Source organism: Paenibacillus sp. CFBP13512 (genome assembly GCF_005233705.1).
GTDB lineage: Bacteria > Bacillota > Bacilli > Paenibacillales > Paenibacillaceae > Saccharibacillus > Saccharibacillus nuruki.
On sequence record NZ_QGAD01000002.1, the window covers coordinates 156008 to 176074 of the forward strand.

Annotated in this window: 20 protein-coding genes; 2 read left to right on the top strand and 18 right to left on the bottom strand. The window is 38.7% G+C overall.

What is annotated here, in order from left to right; all coding sequences use genetic code 11:
• Window positions 1-131: 131 nt before the first annotated feature.
• The 8 genes from PaeCFBP13512_RS03040 to chvE form a co-directional block, all read right to left on the bottom strand.
• Window positions 132-1706, bottom strand: a complete 1575-nt coding sequence (locus PaeCFBP13512_RS03040) for a response regulator (protein ID WP_137221067.1) — start codon at window positions 1704-1706, stop codon at window positions 132-134.
• Window position 1707: 1 nt separating this feature from the next.
• A complete protein-coding gene (locus PaeCFBP13512_RS03045; RefSeq protein ID WP_137221069.1) occupies window positions 1708-3633 on the bottom strand; it encodes a sensor histidine kinase in 1926 nt (641 codons plus the stop codon).
• Window positions 3634-3837: 204 nt separating this feature from the next.
• Window positions 3838-5508 (bottom strand): extracellular solute-binding protein, encoded by a 1671-nt coding sequence (locus PaeCFBP13512_RS03050; protein WP_069326622.1) that lies wholly within the window; start codon window positions 5506-5508, stop codon window positions 3838-3840.
• 108 nt (window positions 5509-5616) lie between these two features.
• Window positions 5617-6510, bottom strand: coding sequence for a carbohydrate ABC transporter permease (locus tag PaeCFBP13512_RS03055; protein ID WP_137221071.1), 894 nt, complete (start codon window positions 6508-6510; stop codon window positions 5617-5619).
• Window positions 6511-6748: 238 nt separating this feature from the next.
• Complete coding sequence (locus PaeCFBP13512_RS03060) at window positions 6749-7726, bottom strand: ABC transporter permease (RefSeq protein ID WP_069326624.1); 978 nt, start codon at window positions 7724-7726, stop codon at window positions 6749-6751.
• 314 nt (window positions 7727-8040) lie between these two features.
• Window positions 8041-9243 carry a multiple monosaccharide ABC transporter permease gene (gene mmsB / locus PaeCFBP13512_RS03065; protein ID WP_137221073.1) on the bottom strand — a complete coding sequence of 401 codons (1203 nt, stop codon included), beginning with the start codon at window positions 9241-9243 and terminating at the stop codon, window positions 8041-8043.
• Window positions 9244-9310: 67 nt separating this feature from the next.
• A complete protein-coding gene (gene mmsA / locus PaeCFBP13512_RS03070) occupies window positions 9311-10843 on the bottom strand; it encodes a multiple monosaccharide ABC transporter ATP-binding protein (RefSeq protein WP_137221075.1) in 1533 nt (510 codons plus the stop codon).
• 302 nt (window positions 10844-11145) lie between these two features.
• Entirely contained in the window at window positions 11146-12234 is a 1089-nt protein-coding gene (gene chvE, locus PaeCFBP13512_RS03075; RefSeq protein WP_069326628.1) for a multiple monosaccharide ABC transporter substrate-binding protein, read from the bottom strand.
• A gap of 461 nt (window positions 12235-12695) precedes the next feature.
• Here chvE and PaeCFBP13512_RS03080 point away from each other — a divergent pair, with 461 nt between their 5' ends.
• On the top strand, window positions 12696-12968 hold the full coding sequence (locus PaeCFBP13512_RS03080) for a hypothetical protein (RefSeq protein ID WP_137221077.1): 273 nt from the start codon (window positions 12696-12698) through the stop codon (window positions 12966-12968).
• A 208-nt stretch (window positions 12969-13176) separates the two neighbouring features.
• On the opposite strand, the gene PaeCFBP13512_RS03085 is transcribed toward PaeCFBP13512_RS03080, so the two are convergent.
• The 7 genes from PaeCFBP13512_RS03085 to PaeCFBP13512_RS03115 form a co-directional block, all read right to left on the bottom strand.
• Window positions 13177-13677, bottom strand: a complete 501-nt coding sequence (locus PaeCFBP13512_RS03085; RefSeq protein WP_241669254.1) for a DUF6516 family protein — start codon at window positions 13675-13677, stop codon at window positions 13177-13179.
• Window positions 13674-14432, bottom strand: coding sequence for a helix-turn-helix domain-containing protein (locus PaeCFBP13512_RS03090; protein WP_137221081.1), 759 nt, complete (start codon window positions 14430-14432; stop codon window positions 13674-13676). The genes PaeCFBP13512_RS03085 and PaeCFBP13512_RS03090 overlap by 4 nt, the downstream gene beginning before the upstream one ends.
• Before the next feature lie 177 nt (window positions 14433-14609).
• Window positions 14610-14936, bottom strand: coding sequence for a helix-turn-helix domain-containing protein (locus PaeCFBP13512_RS03095; RefSeq protein WP_137221083.1), 327 nt, complete (start codon window positions 14934-14936; stop codon window positions 14610-14612).
• Window positions 14923-15414: a hypothetical protein gene (locus PaeCFBP13512_RS03100; protein WP_137221084.1), complete on the bottom strand. Its 492-nt coding sequence runs from the start codon at window positions 15412-15414 to the stop codon at window positions 14923-14925. The genes PaeCFBP13512_RS03095 and PaeCFBP13512_RS03100 overlap by 14 nt, the downstream gene beginning before the upstream one ends.
• Before the next feature lie 178 nt (window positions 15415-15592).
• Window positions 15593-16681 carry a helix-turn-helix domain-containing protein gene (locus PaeCFBP13512_RS03105; protein ID WP_137221087.1) on the bottom strand — a complete coding sequence of 363 codons (1089 nt, stop codon included), beginning with the start codon at window positions 16679-16681 and terminating at the stop codon, window positions 15593-15595.
• A gap of 160 nt (window positions 16682-16841) precedes the next feature.
• A complete protein-coding gene (gene cysK / locus PaeCFBP13512_RS03110; protein WP_137221089.1) occupies window positions 16842-17762 on the bottom strand; it encodes a cysteine synthase A in 921 nt (306 codons plus the stop codon).
• A 35-nt stretch (window positions 17763-17797) separates the two neighbouring features.
• Complete coding sequence (locus PaeCFBP13512_RS03115; protein WP_069326634.1) at window positions 17798-18178, bottom strand: MerR family transcriptional regulator; 381 nt, start codon at window positions 18176-18178, stop codon at window positions 17798-17800.
• A 146-nt stretch (window positions 18179-18324) separates the two neighbouring features.
• Here PaeCFBP13512_RS03115 and PaeCFBP13512_RS03120 point away from each other — a divergent pair, with 146 nt between their 5' ends.
• Entirely contained in the window at window positions 18325-18717 is a 393-nt protein-coding gene (locus PaeCFBP13512_RS03120) for a carboxymuconolactone decarboxylase family protein (protein ID WP_137221091.1), read from the top strand.
• 192 nt (window positions 18718-18909) lie between these two features.
• Here PaeCFBP13512_RS03120 and mnhG read toward each other — a convergent pair whose 3' ends face one another.
• Genes mnhG through PaeCFBP13512_RS03135 form a run of 3 tightly spaced genes read right to left on the bottom strand, consistent with a single transcriptional unit; the run spans window position 18910 to window position 20067 of the window.
• Window positions 18910-19323, bottom strand: coding sequence for a monovalent cation/H(+) antiporter subunit G (gene mnhG / locus PaeCFBP13512_RS03125; RefSeq protein ID WP_371748101.1), 414 nt, complete (start codon window positions 19321-19323; stop codon window positions 18910-18912).
• The gene (locus PaeCFBP13512_RS03130; RefSeq protein WP_069326637.1) at window positions 19277-19591 is read right to left on the bottom strand and encodes a Na(+)/H(+) antiporter subunit F1; all 315 of its coding nucleotides are present in this window, start codon (window positions 19589-19591) and stop codon (window positions 19277-19279) included. Before PaeCFBP13512_RS03130 ends, mnhG begins: the two co-directional genes overlap by 47 nt.
• Window positions 19591-20067 carry a Na+/H+ antiporter subunit E gene (locus PaeCFBP13512_RS03135; protein ID WP_069326638.1) on the bottom strand — a complete coding sequence of 159 codons (477 nt, stop codon included), beginning with the start codon at window positions 20065-20067 and terminating at the stop codon, window positions 19591-19593. The genes PaeCFBP13512_RS03130 and PaeCFBP13512_RS03135 overlap by 1 nt, the downstream gene beginning before the upstream one ends.

Here is a 20067-nt window from a genome sequence, read left to right on the forward strand (position 1 = left end):
GTAAAACCTCCAATACCTACTTCATATTCCGCAATCTAATCGGTTCTCGCCTCATTATTTTACTGCAAACTTTAATGAAAAGGAATCTATTTCTTGCATATGCAATTATTTTTTATTATCGGCTTTCTAAATTAGATCAATGAACGCAAATTCATCTTTGACCGATATTCTTGAGGGGTGATTCCTTCGAGCTCTCGGAATACTTTGGAGAAGTGTCGACTGCTCTCGAATCCGACCTGTTGACTGATTTCGTTTAATCGACAAGAGCTCTCGATCAGTAACAATTTTGCTTTGGCAATACGTACTTTTTTCAAATAAACGACAAAGCTTTCTCCGGTGTATGCTTTGAATGCTTCACTAAAATAAGAATAATTCAGCGACACATGGTTGCTTACAATCGCCATATTTAATGGACGATCATAATGCGCATGAATAAATTGGACAGCTTCTTTGAGATGTTGAGGTTGAGTATGGATTAAGCGTAATTGCCGGATATAATCATCCAGACAGATCAATACATTTTCCAGATCGTGAAAATAATCCTGAAAGTAACGATAATGATTCAGGTTGCCTACACGCCGATAAAGACGCAATACTTCAACTGAAGCTTCTCCATAGTGTCTGAAAATCTCATCTAAGACTTGCTCATTGATCTGCTGAGCCACTTGTTCAATATAAGCTAAAGGAAGATAGATAAGTTCATGAATCCGAAAAATCTGATACAGTCGTTGCTCAATCTCTGGATCACGATCACTCCCCAGCGTATTACCTAACAAACGGATCTCTTCTTCAGGAACACTCCATGTCGAAAAAGTCTGCTGAATCAATGAATAACGGATCAAATAAACACCGGGATGAAGAAATCCATAATTAAGTGCCTGACAGGCTTGATCATAATAATGAGGAATATGTTGCAATAGACTGCCTTGTTTACTTACACCGATCAATAATCCTTCCACTTCCCGTTGCGCGGCAAGTTCAGCCAATTGTTCTAACGCATGAACTTCACTGGTTGGAATCATCCAGACTAAGCGATCTTCACGATCATATAACTGCGCAACATACTGAATGGATGAACTGGAGCACAATCGACTGACCAGTACACCTAGCTCCTCTCGAGAAATAGAGGTACCTTCTTTATTTTTATACTGAAATACACATACAAGATAATGCTCTGGTAATACAAGACCTTCTGCTACTTCAGAAAGAAGAGTTAGATCATTCTCAGAGGTGTACAACAGACGTTGTAATCGTTCTTGATCTTTTTGCAAATGATACTGTTCCACTTCAGCCAGACGAAGAGACACTAGATCACGCTTCTCTAACTCTTCTTCCAGTCGGTGCAACGCATCAAATAAGTCTTCACGCCGAATCGGCTTCAGCAAATATTCGCTAACCTGATACCGAATAGCGGCTTTGGCATACTCAAAATCATCATATCCACTCAGTACAATAACATACGGTTGAGTCGCTACAATCGATCTATCCAGACCACGCATTTGTTCCAAAAATTGCACACCATCCATGACAGGCATCCGAATATCGGTAATCACAATATCAATAGACATTTGCATCACTTTATCCAATGCTTCTTGACCCTGACGGGCATGAATACACTCATAATGGTTAGGGAACTCCCGTTCAATCATCACTTGCAGTCCTTGTCTAATATTCCGTTCATCATCTACGATTAATAGCTGTATCATATTATGATTCTCCTCCTGTCAGCAGTACTTTGGGAAATCGTAAAGTGACTCTTGTCCCTTCCCCTACCGTACTTGTAATTTGTAATCCATAATCTTCTCCATAAAATAAAGCCAGTCGTCTCTGAACATTGCGAAGACCAATTCCGCCTTTGCGTAATTGCTGTTCTTTGGGCGCATTGGTTGGATAACTGTTGCTAATATGATGATGGTCCGGTTCGTCTGGAACATAGATCCATTGTTGCAACGCTTCTAATTGTGGAGCATCCATGCCACTACCATTATCTTGAACAATCACTGTAATGACTCGATCAGGTGTGGCAACGACTTCGATCAATAAGCAACGTTCGATATCCTCTTCTTCATTCCATGCATGTTTGAATGCATTTTCGACTAATGGTTGTAACGACATTTTTAAGATTTCCAGTTCTAATAAGGGTTCTGGAATATTTAATTTCAATCGTACCGGTTCTTCAAATCGTATATTCATCACTTCGATATAATTGCGAATATGCCGTACTTCTTCACTCAACTTCACATATTCACCTGACCATTTGAAGTTATAGCGCATCATACCGCCAAGAGAGGTTAACGCATCTGAGATTTGGCGTTGATCCTCAATTTCAGCTAACATTTTGATATTTTCAAGCGTATTGTACAAAAAATGAGCATCAATCTGACTGTACAATGTGCGTAACTCTGCTTCTTTCATTAAAGCTTGCTTACTGACAGCTTGCGCAATCAATTCATTGATTGTGAGAGTCATTCGATTGAAATGGTAGGCTAATTCGCCAATCTCTCCACCGCCATCCACTTCCACTCCATGATGCAATTCGCCACGACGTACCTTTTTCATCGCTGCTGTTAATAAACGCAGATTTTTGAGAATAAAGGTATTAGCTAGATACGTAATCAGAGATACCAGTAAAATAAATCCGATATTGAGTAGGACAATTCCGTTACGTGCACGTCTTGTGTCTTGCAATACTTTTTCTAACGATACAATATGCACCAACTGAGCACCCAAGCGATCAATGCTAGTTGATGTGGCTAAATAAGCGGTTCCTTGGTACGTATACCTTATCGAAGATAATTCCTGATCTTCTATAGCTGCCGCATCGGCTTGATAAGAACGAGTCTCATTCTGCTCTGTATGGTTAGCTGTTAACCATTGTTGTAAAGGAAAGGTATACTGCTGATCCTTACTCGAAGGAGGAATATACCCGCCACCTGCATCCAGTAATAACATTTGCGATTCATCTTCTTGTAATGCACCAAATGTACGTGGAGCAAAATTAGCTAACAACATATCAATCTGTACAATACCCGCATGATGACCTTTCGGGACTTGAATTTCTCGTAAAAGAGAGACTTTAGGTGGGTCCAGTTCAGGCACCATAAAGCGAGTCGAACGGGGTAACAAATTCTGGCGTTGTACATACCAACCTTCTCGATCTCCGAGTGTTCGAGCCAGCTTATACCACGGCTCATCCCAGACCCTTTTCTCTTTAAAAAAGATCGGCCACATTTCATACGTATGATCATTATCGCTATACAATCGCAGATGCAAAATAGACGGATTATTGATCCCAATCTGTGCTAGATTAGCATACGAACTGTTATTAAATTCGATCAATTCAGCGGTAGGTGTATCATGATTACTTGCCAGATATTGAATCACTTCCTGATCGGATAACGCTAATTGTGCTGCCCGTTCCATCGTCTCAATCTGTGTAAGCAATACTTGCTTTTCATTTTGCAATGCATCTATACTTTTGAGCCGTGTATCTTGAATATAGGTCTCATTCACTTGATTATAGAAATAAAGGGATACCGCTGTAGTCGGTAATAAAATGACAATAATATATGTGCCGATTAATCGACTTTGCAAAGAAAGATTATTGATCCAGCGCAAAAAAGGCTGTAGCATCTGACGAAACGTAAGCTATTCCTCCCTGTCCATTGAACTCCAAAAATATGTCTCTTCATCAAAAAATGTAAGCGGTTAAACTATGTATTCTATTGTACCCGAATTGACTGGAAAATTGTGTAGAAAAAGGGACTTTCACAGAAGATGCTCTGCTCAAGTCCCTTGGTTTATAATTCTATTCGCTGTTCATATTGGAAAGATAAGTTACTGCGCTTCTAGTTTGGCTTTATTTTTCTCATATTCGGTTTGTTGATACGCTTGAACTTTCGCTAATCCATCTGCTTCACGTTTGCTTAGATACTCATTAAACAACTGGTCAAATTCACTGTCTGAAGAAGCCAATAGTAATTTAGGTAATGTTTTACCCCACAGTTGCGAGATTTTGGTATTGATAATTCCTTCAGGTGAATTACCGGTTGGATTCAATTGATCGAACTCAGAGGAACTGACCGTTTTGCCTTTTGTCCAGTCTTCCATTTGTTTGAATGGAGCTACACTTTCCGGTTTCCATTGATCTGTAATATTCGTATTCATTTGCATCCAGTATTTATGAGAAGCACCATACTTGGTATCAAATTCCGAACGATCGGTATTTAGTGATTTCAGCACTTCAGGCTTAAATTGATCTTTGCCATCGACTGTATCGTATGTGACTCCTTTTTCACCTAAATACAAATCTTTCTGTCCTTCTTCACTGATCATGTATTCAAGGAAACGGATAGCACGGGCTTTATCTTTTACATTTTTGGAGATTAGGGTTACTGTCCATCCTGAGATAACAGGTCCTGATAAAATCGGTTGATCTAATTTGGAATCAGAAGGTCCATCGACTGCAATATAGACTGAATTTGGATCTTTGGCATATAACGCATTTTGCTGTGTATTGAAATCACTACGTTGATACAACATTGCAAAGTAACGCCCTTGCGCAATTTTTTCTTCCATTTGAGAACGTTTGTCGATAAAGATATCTTTGGATAGTAATCCATCTTGATTCGCTTGACGGAATGTTTTGAGCCAGCGTAAATATTCAGGATCGGTGGTACGATCATACAACTTGCCGTCTTTTTCCATAGGGATCGCTAAGAAATTCTGCAAATATCCTTCTAATGAGTAATTTCCATTTTCAGTAAACTCATGTAAGCCTAGTGGAATTAATGGCTGTCCATTCACTTCTGGGAACTTTTCTTTTGCCATATTGAGCGCTTTCAAAAAGCCTTCCGGTGTACGCATATCTGGCTTACCAAGTGCTTCATACATATCTTTACGTACGACAAACACTTGATTTGATAGATAGTTTTTGCCGTATTTCGCAAAATCCGCCGGAGAAGAAGACGCATTCGGATAACCATACACATTACCATCTGGCTGTGTATACCATGCTAATTTGGCTGGATCGGTTACTTTGTAGAAGTATGGATCATACTGGTCTGCTAACTCATTGAGTGGCAATACCAATTTACCTTCGATCATTTTTTTAACAGCATCTTCACCCCAACCCAATGTAATAAAGTCAGGCAATTTACCAGAAGCAATCATTGTATTCAGTTTTTCATTTTCATTACCCGCAGGCACAATAAATTTCAAGCTTACTCCTGTTTTCTTGGTTACATATTGGCTGGTAGGATCGGTTCCCCAGTCACTTCCTGTGTACCAGGAGAAGTTCATATACCAATCAAATGTTATTGGTGATGTATCCACTTTCCAGCCCGGTTCGTTGGCTGAAGCGGCTTTGACCGGTGTATTGCTTTGTTCCGATGCACTTTTACTTCCGCCACCAAAGTAAGAACAAGCTGTAGTGAACATCATCATGCTTGCTAGGGTTAACATTAGTGCCGGTTTGTACCATTTGCGATGATTTGTATTTTCTTTCATCCGAGATATACCCCTTTTCTTTTTTTAGAATGTACTATTTATGCTTCATACAGTGAATACAAGATATGGGATTGCAGATGGAGTTGTTTACTTGGTATACAAGTGAACTCAACCTTTGATCGAGCCAATCATCATTCCTTTAACAAAATATTTTTGTAAAAATGGATAAACGAATACGATTGGCATCGTTGTTACTACCATGGTCGCCAGCTTAATCGACTGTGAAGTGACTGAACGCGTAATCCCTCCCGGTACAGCCGCTAACATCTGGTTCGAACTGGATTCGGCTACCACACGGTACAGATACGTCTGAATGGGTTGCAGATTAGTATCATTCATATAGATCATCCCTGTGAAATAGTCATTCCATTGGAATACTCCATGAAACAAAGCGATTGTTGCAATAACAGGCATGGATACAGGTAACACAACCCGTAAAAAGATCGACCAATCGTTCGCACCATCGATCCGTGCAGCTTCTTCCAATCCTTCTGGAATTTCACGGAAAAAGGTCATAAAGATAATAAGATCGAAAAAGCTAAACATCGCTGGAATAATATAGACGAGAAAATTATCTAATAACTGTAGATCTTTCATTAACAAAAACGTAGGAATCAATCCACCGCTAAAAAATAAAGTAATCGTTCCGATCCAGATATAAATTTTGCCTCCAATCAATCCTTTTCGAGACAAAGCGTATGCCACCATTGCTGTGAAAAACACATGAATTGCTGTACCGATCAACGTTTTGGCGACGGTAATCCACATGGCTTGCATAATACCGGGACTTTGGAATACAGCTTTGAAACTTTCAAGACTAAAGATCCGTGGCCACCAGTAAATGCCACCACGCATGGCATCGGTTCCTTCATTCAATGCATTCACTAACACATACCAGATCGGATACAGCGTGACAAAACAAATCAACACCATCAACACTGTATTCAATGTATCAAAAACCGCTTCACCACGCGTTTTACGATCTGCTTTTAGACTAATCATCATCATTCTCCTTCATCATTAGAGTGAGGGGTCTTTCAGGCGCACTTTCTTTTAAAGAATTTTAGGGATTAGTGATTAGAGATTAAATACAAGAATTTAAAAGCAATAGATCAAATTCGGTAGTTCAAGAGATTATGCTTCTTGTAAGAGCTTGGTTGGGGAGTTAGCAGCTTAAAAGCTTTATAACTAAAGCATTGAAGGCAATTAAACTAACTAATCTTTCCTGCCTCTCACCCTTTTAAAAGAGTGAAGTGTTGTTTAATTTCTTCGTCACCTGATTGGCAATTACGAGCAGAATCAAGGCGATAATGGATTTGATAAGACCGATCGCTGTCGAGTAGGAGAAGCGTCCAGATAGTAGACCGGTTTGATAGACATAGATATCGATAACGTTACTAGCGCTTTCGTTGAGCGAGTTACGTAAGACGAGAATTTGGTCAAAGTTAGAGTTCAGTACACCACTGACGGCTAGTATGAATAGAATAGCAATCGTCGCTTGGATACCTGGCAAAGTAATGTACCACATTTTCTGGAAGCGTCCTGCGCCATCAATTGTAGCGGCTTCATACATTTCTGGAGATACACCTGCCATGGCTGCTAGGTAGATAATTGCTGACCAGCCCAGTTCTTTCCAAATATCTGAAGTGATCACGATTGTCCAGAAGTATTGCGGTTCGGCTAAGTAAGAGATCGGTTCTTTGATCAGATGAAGTGCCATTAGTACATTATTGATAATACCGACATCCGCTAACCATGTAGTCAAAATACCGCCAAGAATAACCCATGATAGAAAATGCGGTAGATAAGAGATGGTTTGAACTGCTTTTTTGAAACGTACTGAACGTAATTCATTAAGAAACAGAGCAAATATAATAGGCAGTGGGAAACCGATAAATAGCTTGATTAAGCTGATTCCGAGTGTATTTCGAATCACATCGGGTAGATTTTCATCATCCATAAATGCTTTGAAATGTTCCCATCCGACCCACGGTGCATCAGCAATACTTTCAACAATATTAAATTCTTTGAACGCGATAATGATGCCGTACATAGGGATATAGTTAAAAATCAACATCCATACTACACCAAGTAATGCCATCACCTGCAAGTGTCGCTGTGTATACAATCGGCGAAACCAGCGTTTGGTCGGTGAAGTGGTAATTTTATCTTTAGTTTTTCGAGTGGCTTTGGATTCTCTTTTGAGATCTGTGTCCATACATAAATCCTCCTTTGCGTTCTCTGTCGATGTCTGTATCGCTGTTGCGTCTTATCCTCCATTTGGTGAACAGCCTGTATCATTCTTTTTGCTTTTATGTAAGCGATTACATTTATTAAATTAATTATATCCTGCTGATGTCAGATCGGTAATGCTTCATATTTCGTATTAGGTGTCTCATTTTTCGGGTGAACACCAATAAAAACCGCCAGAACGTATTGTTCTGACGGTTTTTAGCATTATTATAGTATGAAAAATTCATTTTTTCTAAAGTAATCATCGTATTCAGATCTTATATTATCGAAAACATTTTCTTATACAGATGATGTACCTTTGTTTTTGTTGTAAATATCGAAAGCAACTGCAAGTAGTAATACTAGACCTTTGATGCCTTGTTGCCAGTCGATACCCAGTCCTACAAGAGACATACCGTTATTCAATACTCCCATAACTAGACCACCGATAATTGCTCCGAATACTGTTCCGATACCACCTGAAGCGGAAGCACCACCGATAAAACAAGCTGCAATGGCATCTAGCTCAAAGTTTGTTCCTGCTCTTGGTGTTGCTGCATTGAGGCGAGCTGCGAAGATCAAGCCAGATACAGCAGCCAATACGCCCATATTCACAAATACCCAGAATGTTACTTTTTTCGTTTTGACACCGGATAATCCAGCTGCTTTTTCATTACCACCGATTGCATATACATGACGACCCATAACCGTTTTGTTCATCACGAAGGAGTAAATAATAATAAGCAAGAATAACAATACAAGAATCGTTGGAATCCCTGCATAGCTTGCCAGTACAATCGTAAATGCGTTAATTACAGCGACCACTAGAATCATTTTGGTGAAAAAGAGGGCTTGTGATCCTGTATCAAAGTTATATCGACGCTGTGCTGCACGGTTACGTAGTTCTGTAATAATATACAGAATAGATAATGCAATCCCGGCAAGAACAGCTACAATATTAGTTGCCATATTAGAAAAGTCAGGGATAAAGCCTGAACTGATCTTCTGGAAACCATTCGGGAATGGCGAGATCGATTGACCTTCCAATACGATCATGGTTAATCCACGGAATAATAACATCCCTGCGAGGGTCACAATAAAGGCGGGTATTCGGACATAAGCCACCCAGAATCCTTGCCATGCTCCAATCAATCCACCGATTACGATAGATAGAATAACAGCTACGATTGGATTCATCTGCCATTGCACCATAAAGATTGCAGATACAGCACCCACAAATGCTGCGATCGATCCAACAGACAAGTCAATATGACCTGTAATAATAACAAGTACCATCCCGATCGCGAGTACCAGTATGTAACTATTTTGCAAAATCAGGTTAGTAATATTAATTGGTTTAAGTAGCAAACCTCCTGTTAAAACTTCAAACAACAGCATGATAAATAGTAATGCGATAATCATGCCGTACTGACGAATATTTCCTTTAAACATTTTGCCAAGTGTCGATTCTTTTTTTCCCTCTGGCTTGGTTAATGTAGACATACGTTATGCTAACCCCTTTCGTTTGTTAAATAGATTGAATGTAACGTTTTAGTGCAGAGCCGTACGATTAAGAAGAACTGCGTGTCATATACGTCATTAGCTTTTCCTGAGTGGCTTCTTCACGGCTCACTTCACCAGTAATCCGTCCTGCATTCATCACATAAATGCGATCACAGATTCCTAAAATCTCTGGCAATTCGGATGAAATCACCAATACTGTTTTGCCTTCATCTGCAAGGCGATTAATGATCGTATAGATTTCGTATTTAGCACCTACATCAATACCGCGTGTCGGTTCATCCAGAATCAAGATATCTGGACCAGAAAAAATCCATTTCCCCAGTACCACTTTCTGCTGATTCCCACCGCTAAGATTGCCTGTTTTCTGCAAAATATTTGGTGTTTTAATTTTCATTTGTCCACGCATATCTTCAGCAACCATGACTTCTTCTTGCTCATTGACCACTGTATTTTTGGTGATTTTACCAAGCCCTGTTAATGAAATATTGCGCTTGATATCGTCCATTAGGATTAGACCGTAGTTTTTGCGATCTTCGGTTACATAAGCAAATCCATTATCGATTGCTTGTGTCACGGTATTGTTGGTAATAGGTTTACCATTTTTAATCAATGTACCGGTGATTTTTTTGCCATACGATTTGCCGAAAATACTCATCACAAGCTCTGTACGACCTGAACCCATCAATCCAGCAATCCCTACTATCTCACCACGGCGTAGATTAAAGTTAGCGTTATGAATCATCTGACGATCGGCATGTTGCTGATGGAATACGTTCCAATCTTTCACTTCAAGCACGACTTCACCGATCTTCGATTCATGGTGTGGATAACGATTGGTCAGATCACGTCCTACCATTCCACTAATGATCCGATCTTCGGTAATCTCGTCTTTGTGCATATCGAGTGTCTCAATCGTCTGTCCATCTCGCAAAATAGTTACGGAGTCAGCCACTTTAGAGATTTCGTTGAGCTTATGAGAGATCAGAATACAGGAGATGCCTTGACGTTTAAATTCAAGCATTAATTGCAGCAAGTTTTCACTATCGTTCTCGTTGAGAGCTGCTGTCGGTTCGTCCAAAATTAGCAATTTTACTTCTTTGGATAAGGCTTTGGCGATCTCAACCAATTGCTGTTTACCGACTCCAATATTAGTGATTAATGTATTCGGTGATTCGTTTAAGCCTACTTTGGTCAGCAATTCTTGGGTGCGTTGAAGTGTCTCATTCCAGTCGATAATGCCGCCTTTTTTACGTTCATTACCGAGAAAGATATTTTCAGCAATCGACAGATAAGGAATTAAGGCGAGTTCTTGATGAATAATAACGATCCCTAGTTCTTCACTTTGCTTGATATCGCGAAATTCACAGGTTTTGCCTTGGAAAATAATATCGCCTTCGTAGGTTCCATATCCGTACACGCCACTGAGTACTTTCATTAGCGTTGATTTACCAGCGCCATTTTCACCGCACAGGGCATGGATTTCACCTTGTTTGACTTGTAGATTTACATTTTCCAATGCTTTTACACCGGGGAATGTTTTGGTGATATTTTTCATTTCTAAAATGATGTTGTTGGACATGGTGGTGCTCCTTTCATTAGATGGTGGGAGTGGAAAATACACTCTTGAGTTGGCGATGGTTTGCGTGTGCTGGGAGACGCTACGGGAGGGGAATCTTCTTGCAGTCGCGGTAAGGATAAATCCTTACAAGGCGACTTTCAGAATGATTCCTCTCCCTTCGCTCCGTTGGCACGTACGCTTTCCTTTTAAAGATTTAGAGATTTAGAGATTAAGAATTAGTGATTAAGGGCATGTTTTGTCCACTTTTGAGGTGAGTGGTGGCAGTTTTTTTAAGGACAACCATTGGTTTGTTTTAGAGATTGTTATGAATTGCCTTTCACTTCTGCTTCTGTATAGTATCCACTGTCGATGATGATTTTTTGGACGTTAGATTTGTCGACGGAGACTGGATCTAGCAGGTAGGCTGGAACGACCATGATGTTATTGTTATATGATTTGGTGTCGTTGACTTCGGCTTTTTTACCTTGCAAGATACTGTCTACCATGTCGGCTGTTTTTTCAGCAAGTTGGCGTGTGTCTTTGAAAATGGTTTGTGTTTGTTCACCAGCTACGATTGATTTGATCGATGCTAATTCGCCATCTTGTCCGGTGATAACAGGTAACGGTTTCTCTGCTGATCCGTAACCTACACCCTTTAATGATGAAATGATTCCGATACTGATACCATCGTACGGAGAAAGAACAGCATCTAGATTGGCATCAGCGTAATAAGCACTGACCAAGTTATCCATACGAGATTGGGCTAAAGCGCCATCCCAGCGTAGTGTGGAAATCTGTGCCATCGTTTTCTGATTGCTTCGAACAACTAATTTGCCTGAATCGATATACGGTTGCAAAACAGACATCGCTCCGTTAAAGAAGAAGTAGGCATTGTTATCATCCGGTGAACCACCGAATAGCTCGATATTGAAAGGACCTTTGCCTTTTTTCAGTCCCAATTTGTCTTCAATGTACGATGCTTGTAGCACCCCGACTTTGAAATTATCGAAAGTCGCGTAGTAACTTAAGTATCCTGTGTTCATAATCAGTCGATCATAAGCGATGACTTGAATGCCTTGTGCATGCGCTTTGCTGATCACATCGGTCAGTGTATTGCCATCTACCGAAGCGATAACAATGACATCGACTTGTTTGGTGATCATATTTTCAATCTGGGAAATTTGGTTTTCGACCACGTCTTCTGCATATTGCAGATCGGTTTTGTATCCTTTGGATTGGAACAGCTTCACCATATTGCTACCATCTGCTACCCAACGTGCAGACGATTTGGTAGGCATAGAAATGCCGATATATCCTTTTTCTTTACTTCCTGCACTGCTCTCTGCAAGATTACAGGCAGATAAGGTAAACATCATGAGGATGATCAAGGTTAATAACGATCCTCTTTTCATCAGTTATTCTCCTTTCGAGTAGGTGTTCAATGAACGTCTTTTATTTTTGGTAACGCTTTCTTTTATGTATAATAGCATGGTAAAGATTGGGAGTCTTTTTGATAAACCGACCTTTTTTATAAAAATCGGACATAATTATAGATTGGGGTGAAATGAGGGCATTCGCTACGGGAAGAGAATCTTCTTGCAGTCGCGGTAAGGATAAATCCTTACAAGGCGACTTTCAGAATGATTCTCTTCCCTCCGCTTGATGCACCTGCATTTCATTGGGTGGAGTAAGCAGGGAAAAGATTTATGGAATTGAAATCCTAATTAATTTTAGAAATTTATAACATAGTACTTATAGTTCATCTTAATGGACATTTTATATTCAAAAGCGTATCAAAAGTTTACGTTGTATTCAGCAGTTTTTATTTCAAATAGTATTAATGAAAGGAGGATCTTAGAAAGGATGTATTTTGATGAATATACAAGAAGCTTTTAATCAATTATTAGCAAATCGTATGGATTACATAGGAGAACATATTTTATCTGAAATGGATGATTTTCAGAGATTGAATGATGAATGCAGTGGGTTGTTCGCTATGCTGAATGCTGAGATGTCGGAAGAAATGAACCGGTTATGGTTAGAGTATGAAGATAAGGTGATATTAATTCAGGGGTTGGCTGAATCCACGATGTATGAGCAAGGGATCAAAGATGGTGTGGAGTTATCGAGGATTTTAAGCAAGTGATTTCAAGATGTATATTATAGTTCTTAACACTTTATGTAACTTCTCTTCTTATAAAAATTTTTACCGTTATTTGTTACCTCTATTGCGATAACAAATTCATTTTTACTTTTTATTAAACCATAAAGACTTTTGCTAATTATTTGGACTATTAATAATTGATTTAAAATACTAAAAAACCTTGTAGTCTCAATACAAGGCTCTTTAGTATTTATCTTTTAAGATCAACTGCGCTAGATACATCTTTGTAGTACACTTCACCTGTTTCAATATAATAAGCAACATACATGAAAACCTGATCCAATGAGCGAATATAACTGCTCTTTCGCTTACTTCGTTGCTCAGGATCGTAATGATGATGATGCGGTTCTGTAGTCACCTGTAAATGCTGAGGTGTCGTTTCTGGAGGGTGAGGATCATTTCCCCAAGAAGAAATATGACTAAATTGAATACCTTGAGTAGGAATAATTCGTTTCCAAGAGTACGAATATAATTCTACAGTTCCTGCATCGTTATATTTCTCGTACACATGTAGACCTGTAATCCCGTGCACAGGATGTTCTTTAAGAGGGAATAATACTTCAAGACGTTTATGAGTTCTTTTATAATCAGTAAAAATAGAATGACGCTCGCGCAAAGCAGGATACACTTTTAGCAAATGACCATAATCTTCTAAAATTTGATCAATATCTGTTGGTAGCAATAGAGTCACTGATCCTTTTTCCCTCCATGCCAACCTAGAATTTCTGTCATTTCTTCTTGTAAGTCTTTCCAACGATAGTAATCAGTAGGATCATCCATACTATCTCCGTTGTATTCACCAAACGTTTCTTGTACTGTTTGAGTTCCATATTTTAATTGAAGATCAGCCAATTCTTGAATTACTTCATGGTAACGATCTTCAGGTGTTTGTTGAAGAGGCTTTTTGGATTGAGCAATCTGTTGCATGCGAATACTATAAATAGGATCTTTCATAATTTCAATGGCGTATTTTGGAATGCGTTTGTGTGTTTGATTGTCTATATATTCCAAGCCCTGCTTCACATACTTATTCAATGTGACTTTGGATATACTCAGTGCATCAGCTGCCGCTTGTGGTGTTAACAAATAATCTTCTTGATAGACAAATTGAATACTTTCTCCACCCAATTCATAATACCAGTATTCAAAATCTATTTTCAGTTTGCCAAATTCTAGTTCTGAATGAAGATCATCTATATCTTCTAAACGTTGAAGCCATTTATTTAAATTCTTTTTGTGTTTATCTGAAAATAAATATTCTTTGGGTAAATTAAATGGCTTAGGGTCAACCTTGATACTAGAAACTTTATCTGAAAACAAAGTCAGAATACAAAAAAACAAATTTTTAAAAATGGTATCCGTCTCTTTTTCTAAAATGACATCACTTTTTTGGGCATAACCTGATTGAATACTCGAAGAAAATTGATCTAATACATTTTTTTGCATAATAGTTCTTCTCCTTTCTTTTCTTTATTATATTCTGTAGTTAACGAAAATCATATATCGAAAACATGCTATATTTAATTATTGCATTTAAAAATTCAACTAATATACAAGTGATCTAACTAAAAGTAAGAGAATGTCTAATGACAATCTCCTATTTAATCCATTATTATTTGAAGTTTAATGTTTGATAAGTTCTTTATTTGTATCTTTCTCTTCAGCATATATCGCCTGAAGATTTACTATTTCTAATACATGAAATACTTTATTTAATACCTCACTCGTTATATTACTATCTCCTGATTCAATCATTGATATTCGGGCTTGAGTGGTTTGAGCAAGTTTTGCTAATTTCGATTGTGAATAGCCCAGTTGTAATCGTCGGGATAGTACCAAGTGACCAATAGTTACGGAAAAACTATCTAAATAATCTTTAACTTCTGGAATCTCTCTAGCTGTATTCTTCAACTCTTCAAAACTCTGTCCTAATTTTTTACGAGGACTCATTAGTTCCAACCTCCTCTAGATGAATATATTTATGAGGATTCTCTAAGAAATTGGAGTACAATAATTCCGACTGCTGTACTATTTCTTCAAATTCTTGAGAATATGTAGATTTCTTTATGATAGATTTTGTAAAAATAAGAATTTGAGTATTAGAATAATAATATTCAAAAAATATGGCTCTAAATGCTCCTAAGCCTTTCCAATTCACTCTAAATTCTAATAATGGAACATGATTTCTTAATTCTTTAACGAGTTGTATAGTATAAGGTCTGCCATCTTCTCTCATATCCACAAAGTATTTTTGTGCAGCAATAGGTATTCCATGCTTCTCTAAAAATTCTAGTCCATTCATAATAAATTTAAACATTTGCATTTGATCTACGCTTTGTGAAGCCTCTTGTCTAACCTTATTAATGAGTTCATATACTTCTTGTTGTCCTGTTTCAGGATTCTCAATAAATTCAATTATAGTTTTCATTATATCGTATACGATATAAATTGTAAATTAAAATTAACCATTTATATACTCTCCTTTATCATTTTTAAATAAATAGTATCGTAAATAAGTATAAAATATACACGTTAAAATGCCACTATTTAAAAGCAAAAAAAGACTGACCTGATAATATCAGCGTCAGCCTATCTTACTTCTCTATTTACACCTCTCCTCTTACCTTCTCGATCAACTCCAAATACTGGCGATCACCAAGTCCGTAGCGTTGGAACAACTTCAGCATGGTTTGCATCACTTCTTCTTTGCTTTCTTTGGGATGGCTCGCAATGTAGCGGGTGAGTTCATTATCAGCTTGGTGCAAGTCCAGATACAAAGAAACTCCTTGGTACATCACAGGCATTAATGGACTGTCTGGCATCTTTTTCTCCAATACGACTTCACGATAAAATGACGTATATCCGCCTAATGTAATTTCAGTTTGTTGTACATCATAAGTCTGCTCTTGTACAGCATTAAAATAGACGATGCCATCGTACCCGGATTGCTCCAGATAAGACAGTATGGTGAGTAGATTGATCTGACAGAACATGTCTTCGCCAAACCAGAGGACGATACAGCGATACGAATGATTAAATAGAGGTTGCAAAGGTTCAATAACCACTTTCTCATAACCTGTTACTGAACTATGATGTCCTTCGGCACGTACTTGATTGAACGATGGGCTGAAAATGTCTCCTGTTGCCGCGTGTACACACATCGCTTCGTTAAAAGGAACATAATCGCTTTGCCCCATTAATTCCTGTGTACGGAATTGCTCATACATTACCTGTCCATTTAATACATTTAGAATGTCTTGATCGGCAAAAGCAGTTAATTGATTTTGTAATTCGGTAATGACTAATTTTTGGGAAATGTCTAACATCTTCATATCCTCTCCTTGTTCGATATTGAGTTTGAAATACGATTGCCACGGCTTCGGGTGCTTGCGAAAAACCATAGGCGTTACGCCAAATACCTCTTTGAATGCTCTAGCAAATGCTTCTTGAGAAGAATAACCATGCTCGATTGCAATATCGAGTATTCGTTCACGCGTCTCAGCAAGCGAGATGGATGCCAGAAATAATCGGCGAAGGGTACGATAGCTTTTGATACTTACTCCGGTATGATGCCGAAATTTAAACGAACAATAGTATGGAGAATAGCCCATCTTTTCGCTTAATCGAAGCAATGAAAAATCTTCAAAAAGATGGACTTCAATCCAATCGATCATCTCTTGAATCCAATCGTTCATGATCACTTCTCCTTTCTGATCTTATTATGTAAGAAAACTTGTATCGCTTTTTGATGCTGGTTGTGTTTTCAATCTACTAGCTAATGATCCTTCGTTATACAAATAAAAAAGCCTACAGCATAATGATACTGTAGGCTATATCGAAGTGAACTATATAACGCTAAAACAAATCCATACTCAAATACCTCTCTCCATTATCCGGTGCGATACATAATACTTTTTTGCCTGCACCGAGACGCTTAGCTTCCTGCAATGCAGTCCATACAGTTGCCGCAGATGAAGGCCCCACGAGAATCCCTTCATATCTCGCAAGATCACGCATCGTCTGAATCGCATTCTCATCAAATACCTGTACAATCTCATCGTAAATAGAGGTATTCAAAATCGCTGGCACAAATCCCGGACTGGTACCGACTAGCTTATGCGGTCCTGGCTGTCCACCAGACAATACAGGCGATCCTTGAGGTTCTACGACCAGAATACGCACATCTGGTAAATGCTCTCTTAAGGTCTCACCTGTACCTGTAATCGTTCCACCTGTACCTGCGGAAGCAACAAAGGTATCCAGTGTATATTCCATTTGCTCTAAGATTTCGATAGCGGTTGTCTGCCGATGGGCATCTGCATTGGCTGGATTATCGAATTGTCTGGGCATATAACTGTTTGGAATTTCAGTCAGCAATTGTTCAGCTTTACGAATCGCACCCGGCATTTTTTCAACAGCGGGTGTCAGAATCACTTCTGCTCCATAAGCTTGCAAAATCTGAATGCGCTCACGTGACATATTATCAGGCATAATCATTATCGCTTTATACCCTTTTGCCGCCGCATTCATCGCTAGTCCAATCCCTGTATTCCCGCTGGTCGGTTCAATAATCGTACTACCCGTATGAAGAAGCCCCTCTTGTTCAGCACGTACAATCAGATTGAGTGCTGCACGATCTTTTACACTGCCACTCGGATTAAAATATTCTAACTTTACATACACAGCCGCATGATCAGCATCTGTCAGCTGATGCAAACGTACCACTGGCGTATCGCCGACTAATTCAGATATATTTTGAACGACTTTTATACTCATGAGGAATAATCTCCTTTAGCAATCTATTGAAAAAGCTAATTTTGTTTCGCTTGCTCTTCTAATGTTGCATAATACTGTACTTTGTCCACAATCTTAGCTAGATGGTGTTGCTGTTGTCTAATCTGAGATTGTACATATTGATAATGATGTTCCAACAGTTCCTTCCTTAAGGATACCGTAGTCTCTCCTTCACTGCGTAAATCTGCAAATTTTTTCATTTCTCGTATAGGCATACCCGTTTCCTTAAGTCTTATCAAGAAATCCAACCATAATATATCTGTTTCTGTATATTGACGATACCCTTTAGCATCTCTATAAATATCTTGTACTAAGCCGATTTTTTCATAATAACGTAGCGTATGTGCAGATAATCCTGTAATCTCAGTGATCTGCTGAATCGAATATAAGGTGTCCATACCTCTAATTATACTATGATTGGCACCTTTTCTTGTACTTTTATAGCTAATTGATACGCCGAATAAAAAAAGATTTGCCTTAGAGCGCGCTCTAACGTGTAATGTTGCACTTGTACTTCATATCGAATCATAAAGGAGCAATCTATATGTCTAATGAACGCTATACTCAAGGGTGGAACAAATTGTTGGAAGTGGATGGTGAAGCAGGGCAACGAGTGATCGATTCTTTGGCTTCTATTGCACCTGATCTTGGCAACTATATTATAGAGTTTGCTTTTGGTGATATTTATTCCCGCCCTACCCTTACATTGCAACAACGCGAACTGATTACAATCTCTTCACTGATCACTCAAGGAAATTGTGAAGCCCAATTAAATGTTCACCTACATGGCAGTCTTAATGTAGGGATTACACCTGTTGAAATTATAGAAACGATGATTCATTGCTCGCCTTATATCGGTTTTCCCCGAGTATTAAATGCGATTGCTGTAGCTAAAGATGTATTCGCACAACGAGGAATAGAGATAGCTCAAGCTTAAGTAGCTACGATATTCGGTCTATCTTCCGTTGTCTCTTCACTATACTTAGATGATCTTTTCGTATAATCGCTTTACAGTAAACTAAAAACCCCTCACCTTGAGATCATTGATCAGGTAGGGGATTTTTAGGTTGTAGAAATATATTTTATAACTGTATTTCATATCGTATTCATACGAAGCTATTTTGAATACTTAATTCAAAGGCTCTTTTTTCGCTTTTTCGCGATCAATTCCTTTTTCTTTCAAGGCTGGTTTTAATTCATCTTTTTCTAGCTTCCATAAAGGGACACCGGTCCGATAAGCCGCTCTAGCATTCAAATGACCTGCCACAGGAGCAGTGATAAATACGAACACAATCCCTAACAACACACGAGCACTTATATAATGATCGTATATCCAGAAAAATAGAAATGCACTCGAAAGTACACATAATACGCCTAACGTTGCACTTTTGGTAGCCGCATGAGAGCGCAAATACACATCAGGGAAGCGAATAATACCAAATGCACTCAGTACACTCAATATAGCACCGATCAGAACAAGAACCGATACTACAGGCTCACCGATCCACTGAATCATCTCGATCATCTCTGTCTTCGTCTTCATGTTCGATAACCACTCCCCTTTCAATATACTTGGCAAATGCAACAGTTCCCAAAAACGCTAAAATTCCGACTAACAGCATTACTTCAAGATAGGCTTGTGTATCCATCATCATCGACAATACTGCAATAATGGCGATCAAGTTCACCCCGATGGTATCCAGTGCTGTAATTCGGTCAGCCATCGAAGGCCCTTTAAGCACTCGATACATACAACCCGCAATAGCAATAGATAACAGAATCAGTGCGATCAATAATGAGACTTGTAACATTACCGAGTCACCTCCTTGATCGCTTTTTCAAATGTTCCACGAATATGAGCAGATAACTCATCGGCATCTTGAATATCCATCGCATGAATATAGACCAGATGCTGATCACGTGAAATTTCAATCAAAATCGTTCCCGGCGTTAACGTCACCAGTGTCGACAATAAAGTCAGTTCCCAATCCGAAGTCAGTTCAGTCTGATATGTCAGAATACCTGGTTTGAATTTGAGACGTGGACTGATAATATGCTTGAGTACGACCACACTCGATACGATCAATTCTTTGATAAAAAGGACTAGCAATTTGATAACCGCCCATATTTTCTGCCCATAAAATTCTCTGGGAAAAAAGCGGCGCATCACGTAGATTAACAATAACCCGATCAGATAGCCAATCACGAAGTTTAAAGTATCCCAAGTCGTATGCAAGGACATCCAGATCAAAGCTATCAACAGATTAAGTATAATTTGAAAAGCCAT

What these genes read in the sequence shown, in the direction of transcription:
- PaeCFBP13512_RS03040 (WP_137221067.1), bottom strand. Translation starts at nt 1,706, where the DNA reads ATGATACAGCTATTAATCGTAGATGATGAACGGAATATTAGACAAGGA.
- PaeCFBP13512_RS03045 (WP_137221069.1), bottom strand. Translation starts at nt 3,633, where the DNA reads ATGCTACAGCCTTTTTTGCGCTGGATCAATAATCTTTCTTTGCAAAGT.
- PaeCFBP13512_RS03050 (WP_069326622.1), bottom strand. Translation starts at nt 5,508, where the DNA reads ATGAAAGAAAATACAAATCATCGCAAATGGTACAAACCGGCACTAATG.
- PaeCFBP13512_RS03055 (WP_137221071.1), bottom strand. Translation starts at nt 6,510, where the DNA reads ATGATTAGTCTAAAAGCAGATCGTAAAACGCGTGGTGAAGCGGTTTTT.
- PaeCFBP13512_RS03060 (WP_069326624.1), bottom strand. Translation starts at nt 7,726, where the DNA reads ATGGACACAGATCTCAAAAGAGAATCCAAAGCCACTCGAAAAACTAAA.
- mmsB (WP_137221073.1), bottom strand. Translation starts at nt 9,243, where the DNA reads ATGTCTACATTAACCAAGCCAGAGGGAAAAAAAGAATCGACACTTGGC.
- mmsA (WP_137221075.1), bottom strand. Translation starts at nt 10,843, where the DNA reads ATGTCCAACAACATCATTTTAGAAATGAAAAATATCACCAAAACATTC.
- chvE (WP_069326628.1), bottom strand. Translation starts at nt 12,234, where the DNA reads ATGAAAAGAGGATCGTTATTAACCTTGATCATCCTCATGATGTTTACC.
- PaeCFBP13512_RS03080 (WP_137221077.1), top strand. Translation starts at nt 12,696, where the DNA reads ATGAATATACAAGAAGCTTTTAATCAATTATTAGCAAATCGTATGGAT.
- PaeCFBP13512_RS03090 (WP_137221081.1), bottom strand. Translation starts at nt 14,432, where the DNA reads ATGCAAAAAAATGTATTAGATCAATTTTCTTCGAGTATTCAATCAGGT.
- PaeCFBP13512_RS03095 (WP_137221083.1), bottom strand. Translation starts at nt 14,936, where the DNA reads ATGAGTCCTCGTAAAAAATTAGGACAGAGTTTTGAAGAGTTGAAGAAT.
- PaeCFBP13512_RS03100 (WP_137221084.1), bottom strand. Translation starts at nt 15,414, where the DNA reads ATGAAAACTATAATTGAATTTATTGAGAATCCTGAAACAGGACAACAA.
- PaeCFBP13512_RS03105 (WP_137221087.1), bottom strand. Translation starts at nt 16,681, where the DNA reads ATGAACGATTGGATTCAAGAGATGATCGATTGGATTGAAGTCCATCTT.
- cysK (WP_137221089.1), bottom strand. Translation starts at nt 17,762, where the DNA reads ATGAGTATAAAAGTCGTTCAAAATATATCTGAATTAGTCGGCGATACG.
- PaeCFBP13512_RS03115 (WP_069326634.1), bottom strand. Translation starts at nt 18,178, where the DNA reads ATGGACACCTTATATTCGATTCAGCAGATCACTGAGATTACAGGATTA.
- PaeCFBP13512_RS03120 (WP_137221091.1), top strand. Translation starts at nt 18,325, where the DNA reads ATGTCTAATGAACGCTATACTCAAGGGTGGAACAAATTGTTGGAAGTG.
- mnhG (WP_371748101.1), bottom strand. Translation starts at nt 19,323, where the DNA reads ATGAAGACGAAGACAGAGATGATCGAGATGATTCAGTGGATCGGTGAG.
- PaeCFBP13512_RS03130 (WP_069326637.1), bottom strand. Translation starts at nt 19,591, where the DNA reads ATGTTACAAGTCTCATTATTGATCGCACTGATTCTGTTATCTATTGCT.
- PaeCFBP13512_RS03135 (WP_069326638.1), bottom strand. Translation starts at nt 20,067, where the DNA reads ATGGCTTTTCAAATTATACTTAATCTGTTGATAGCTTTGATCTGGATG.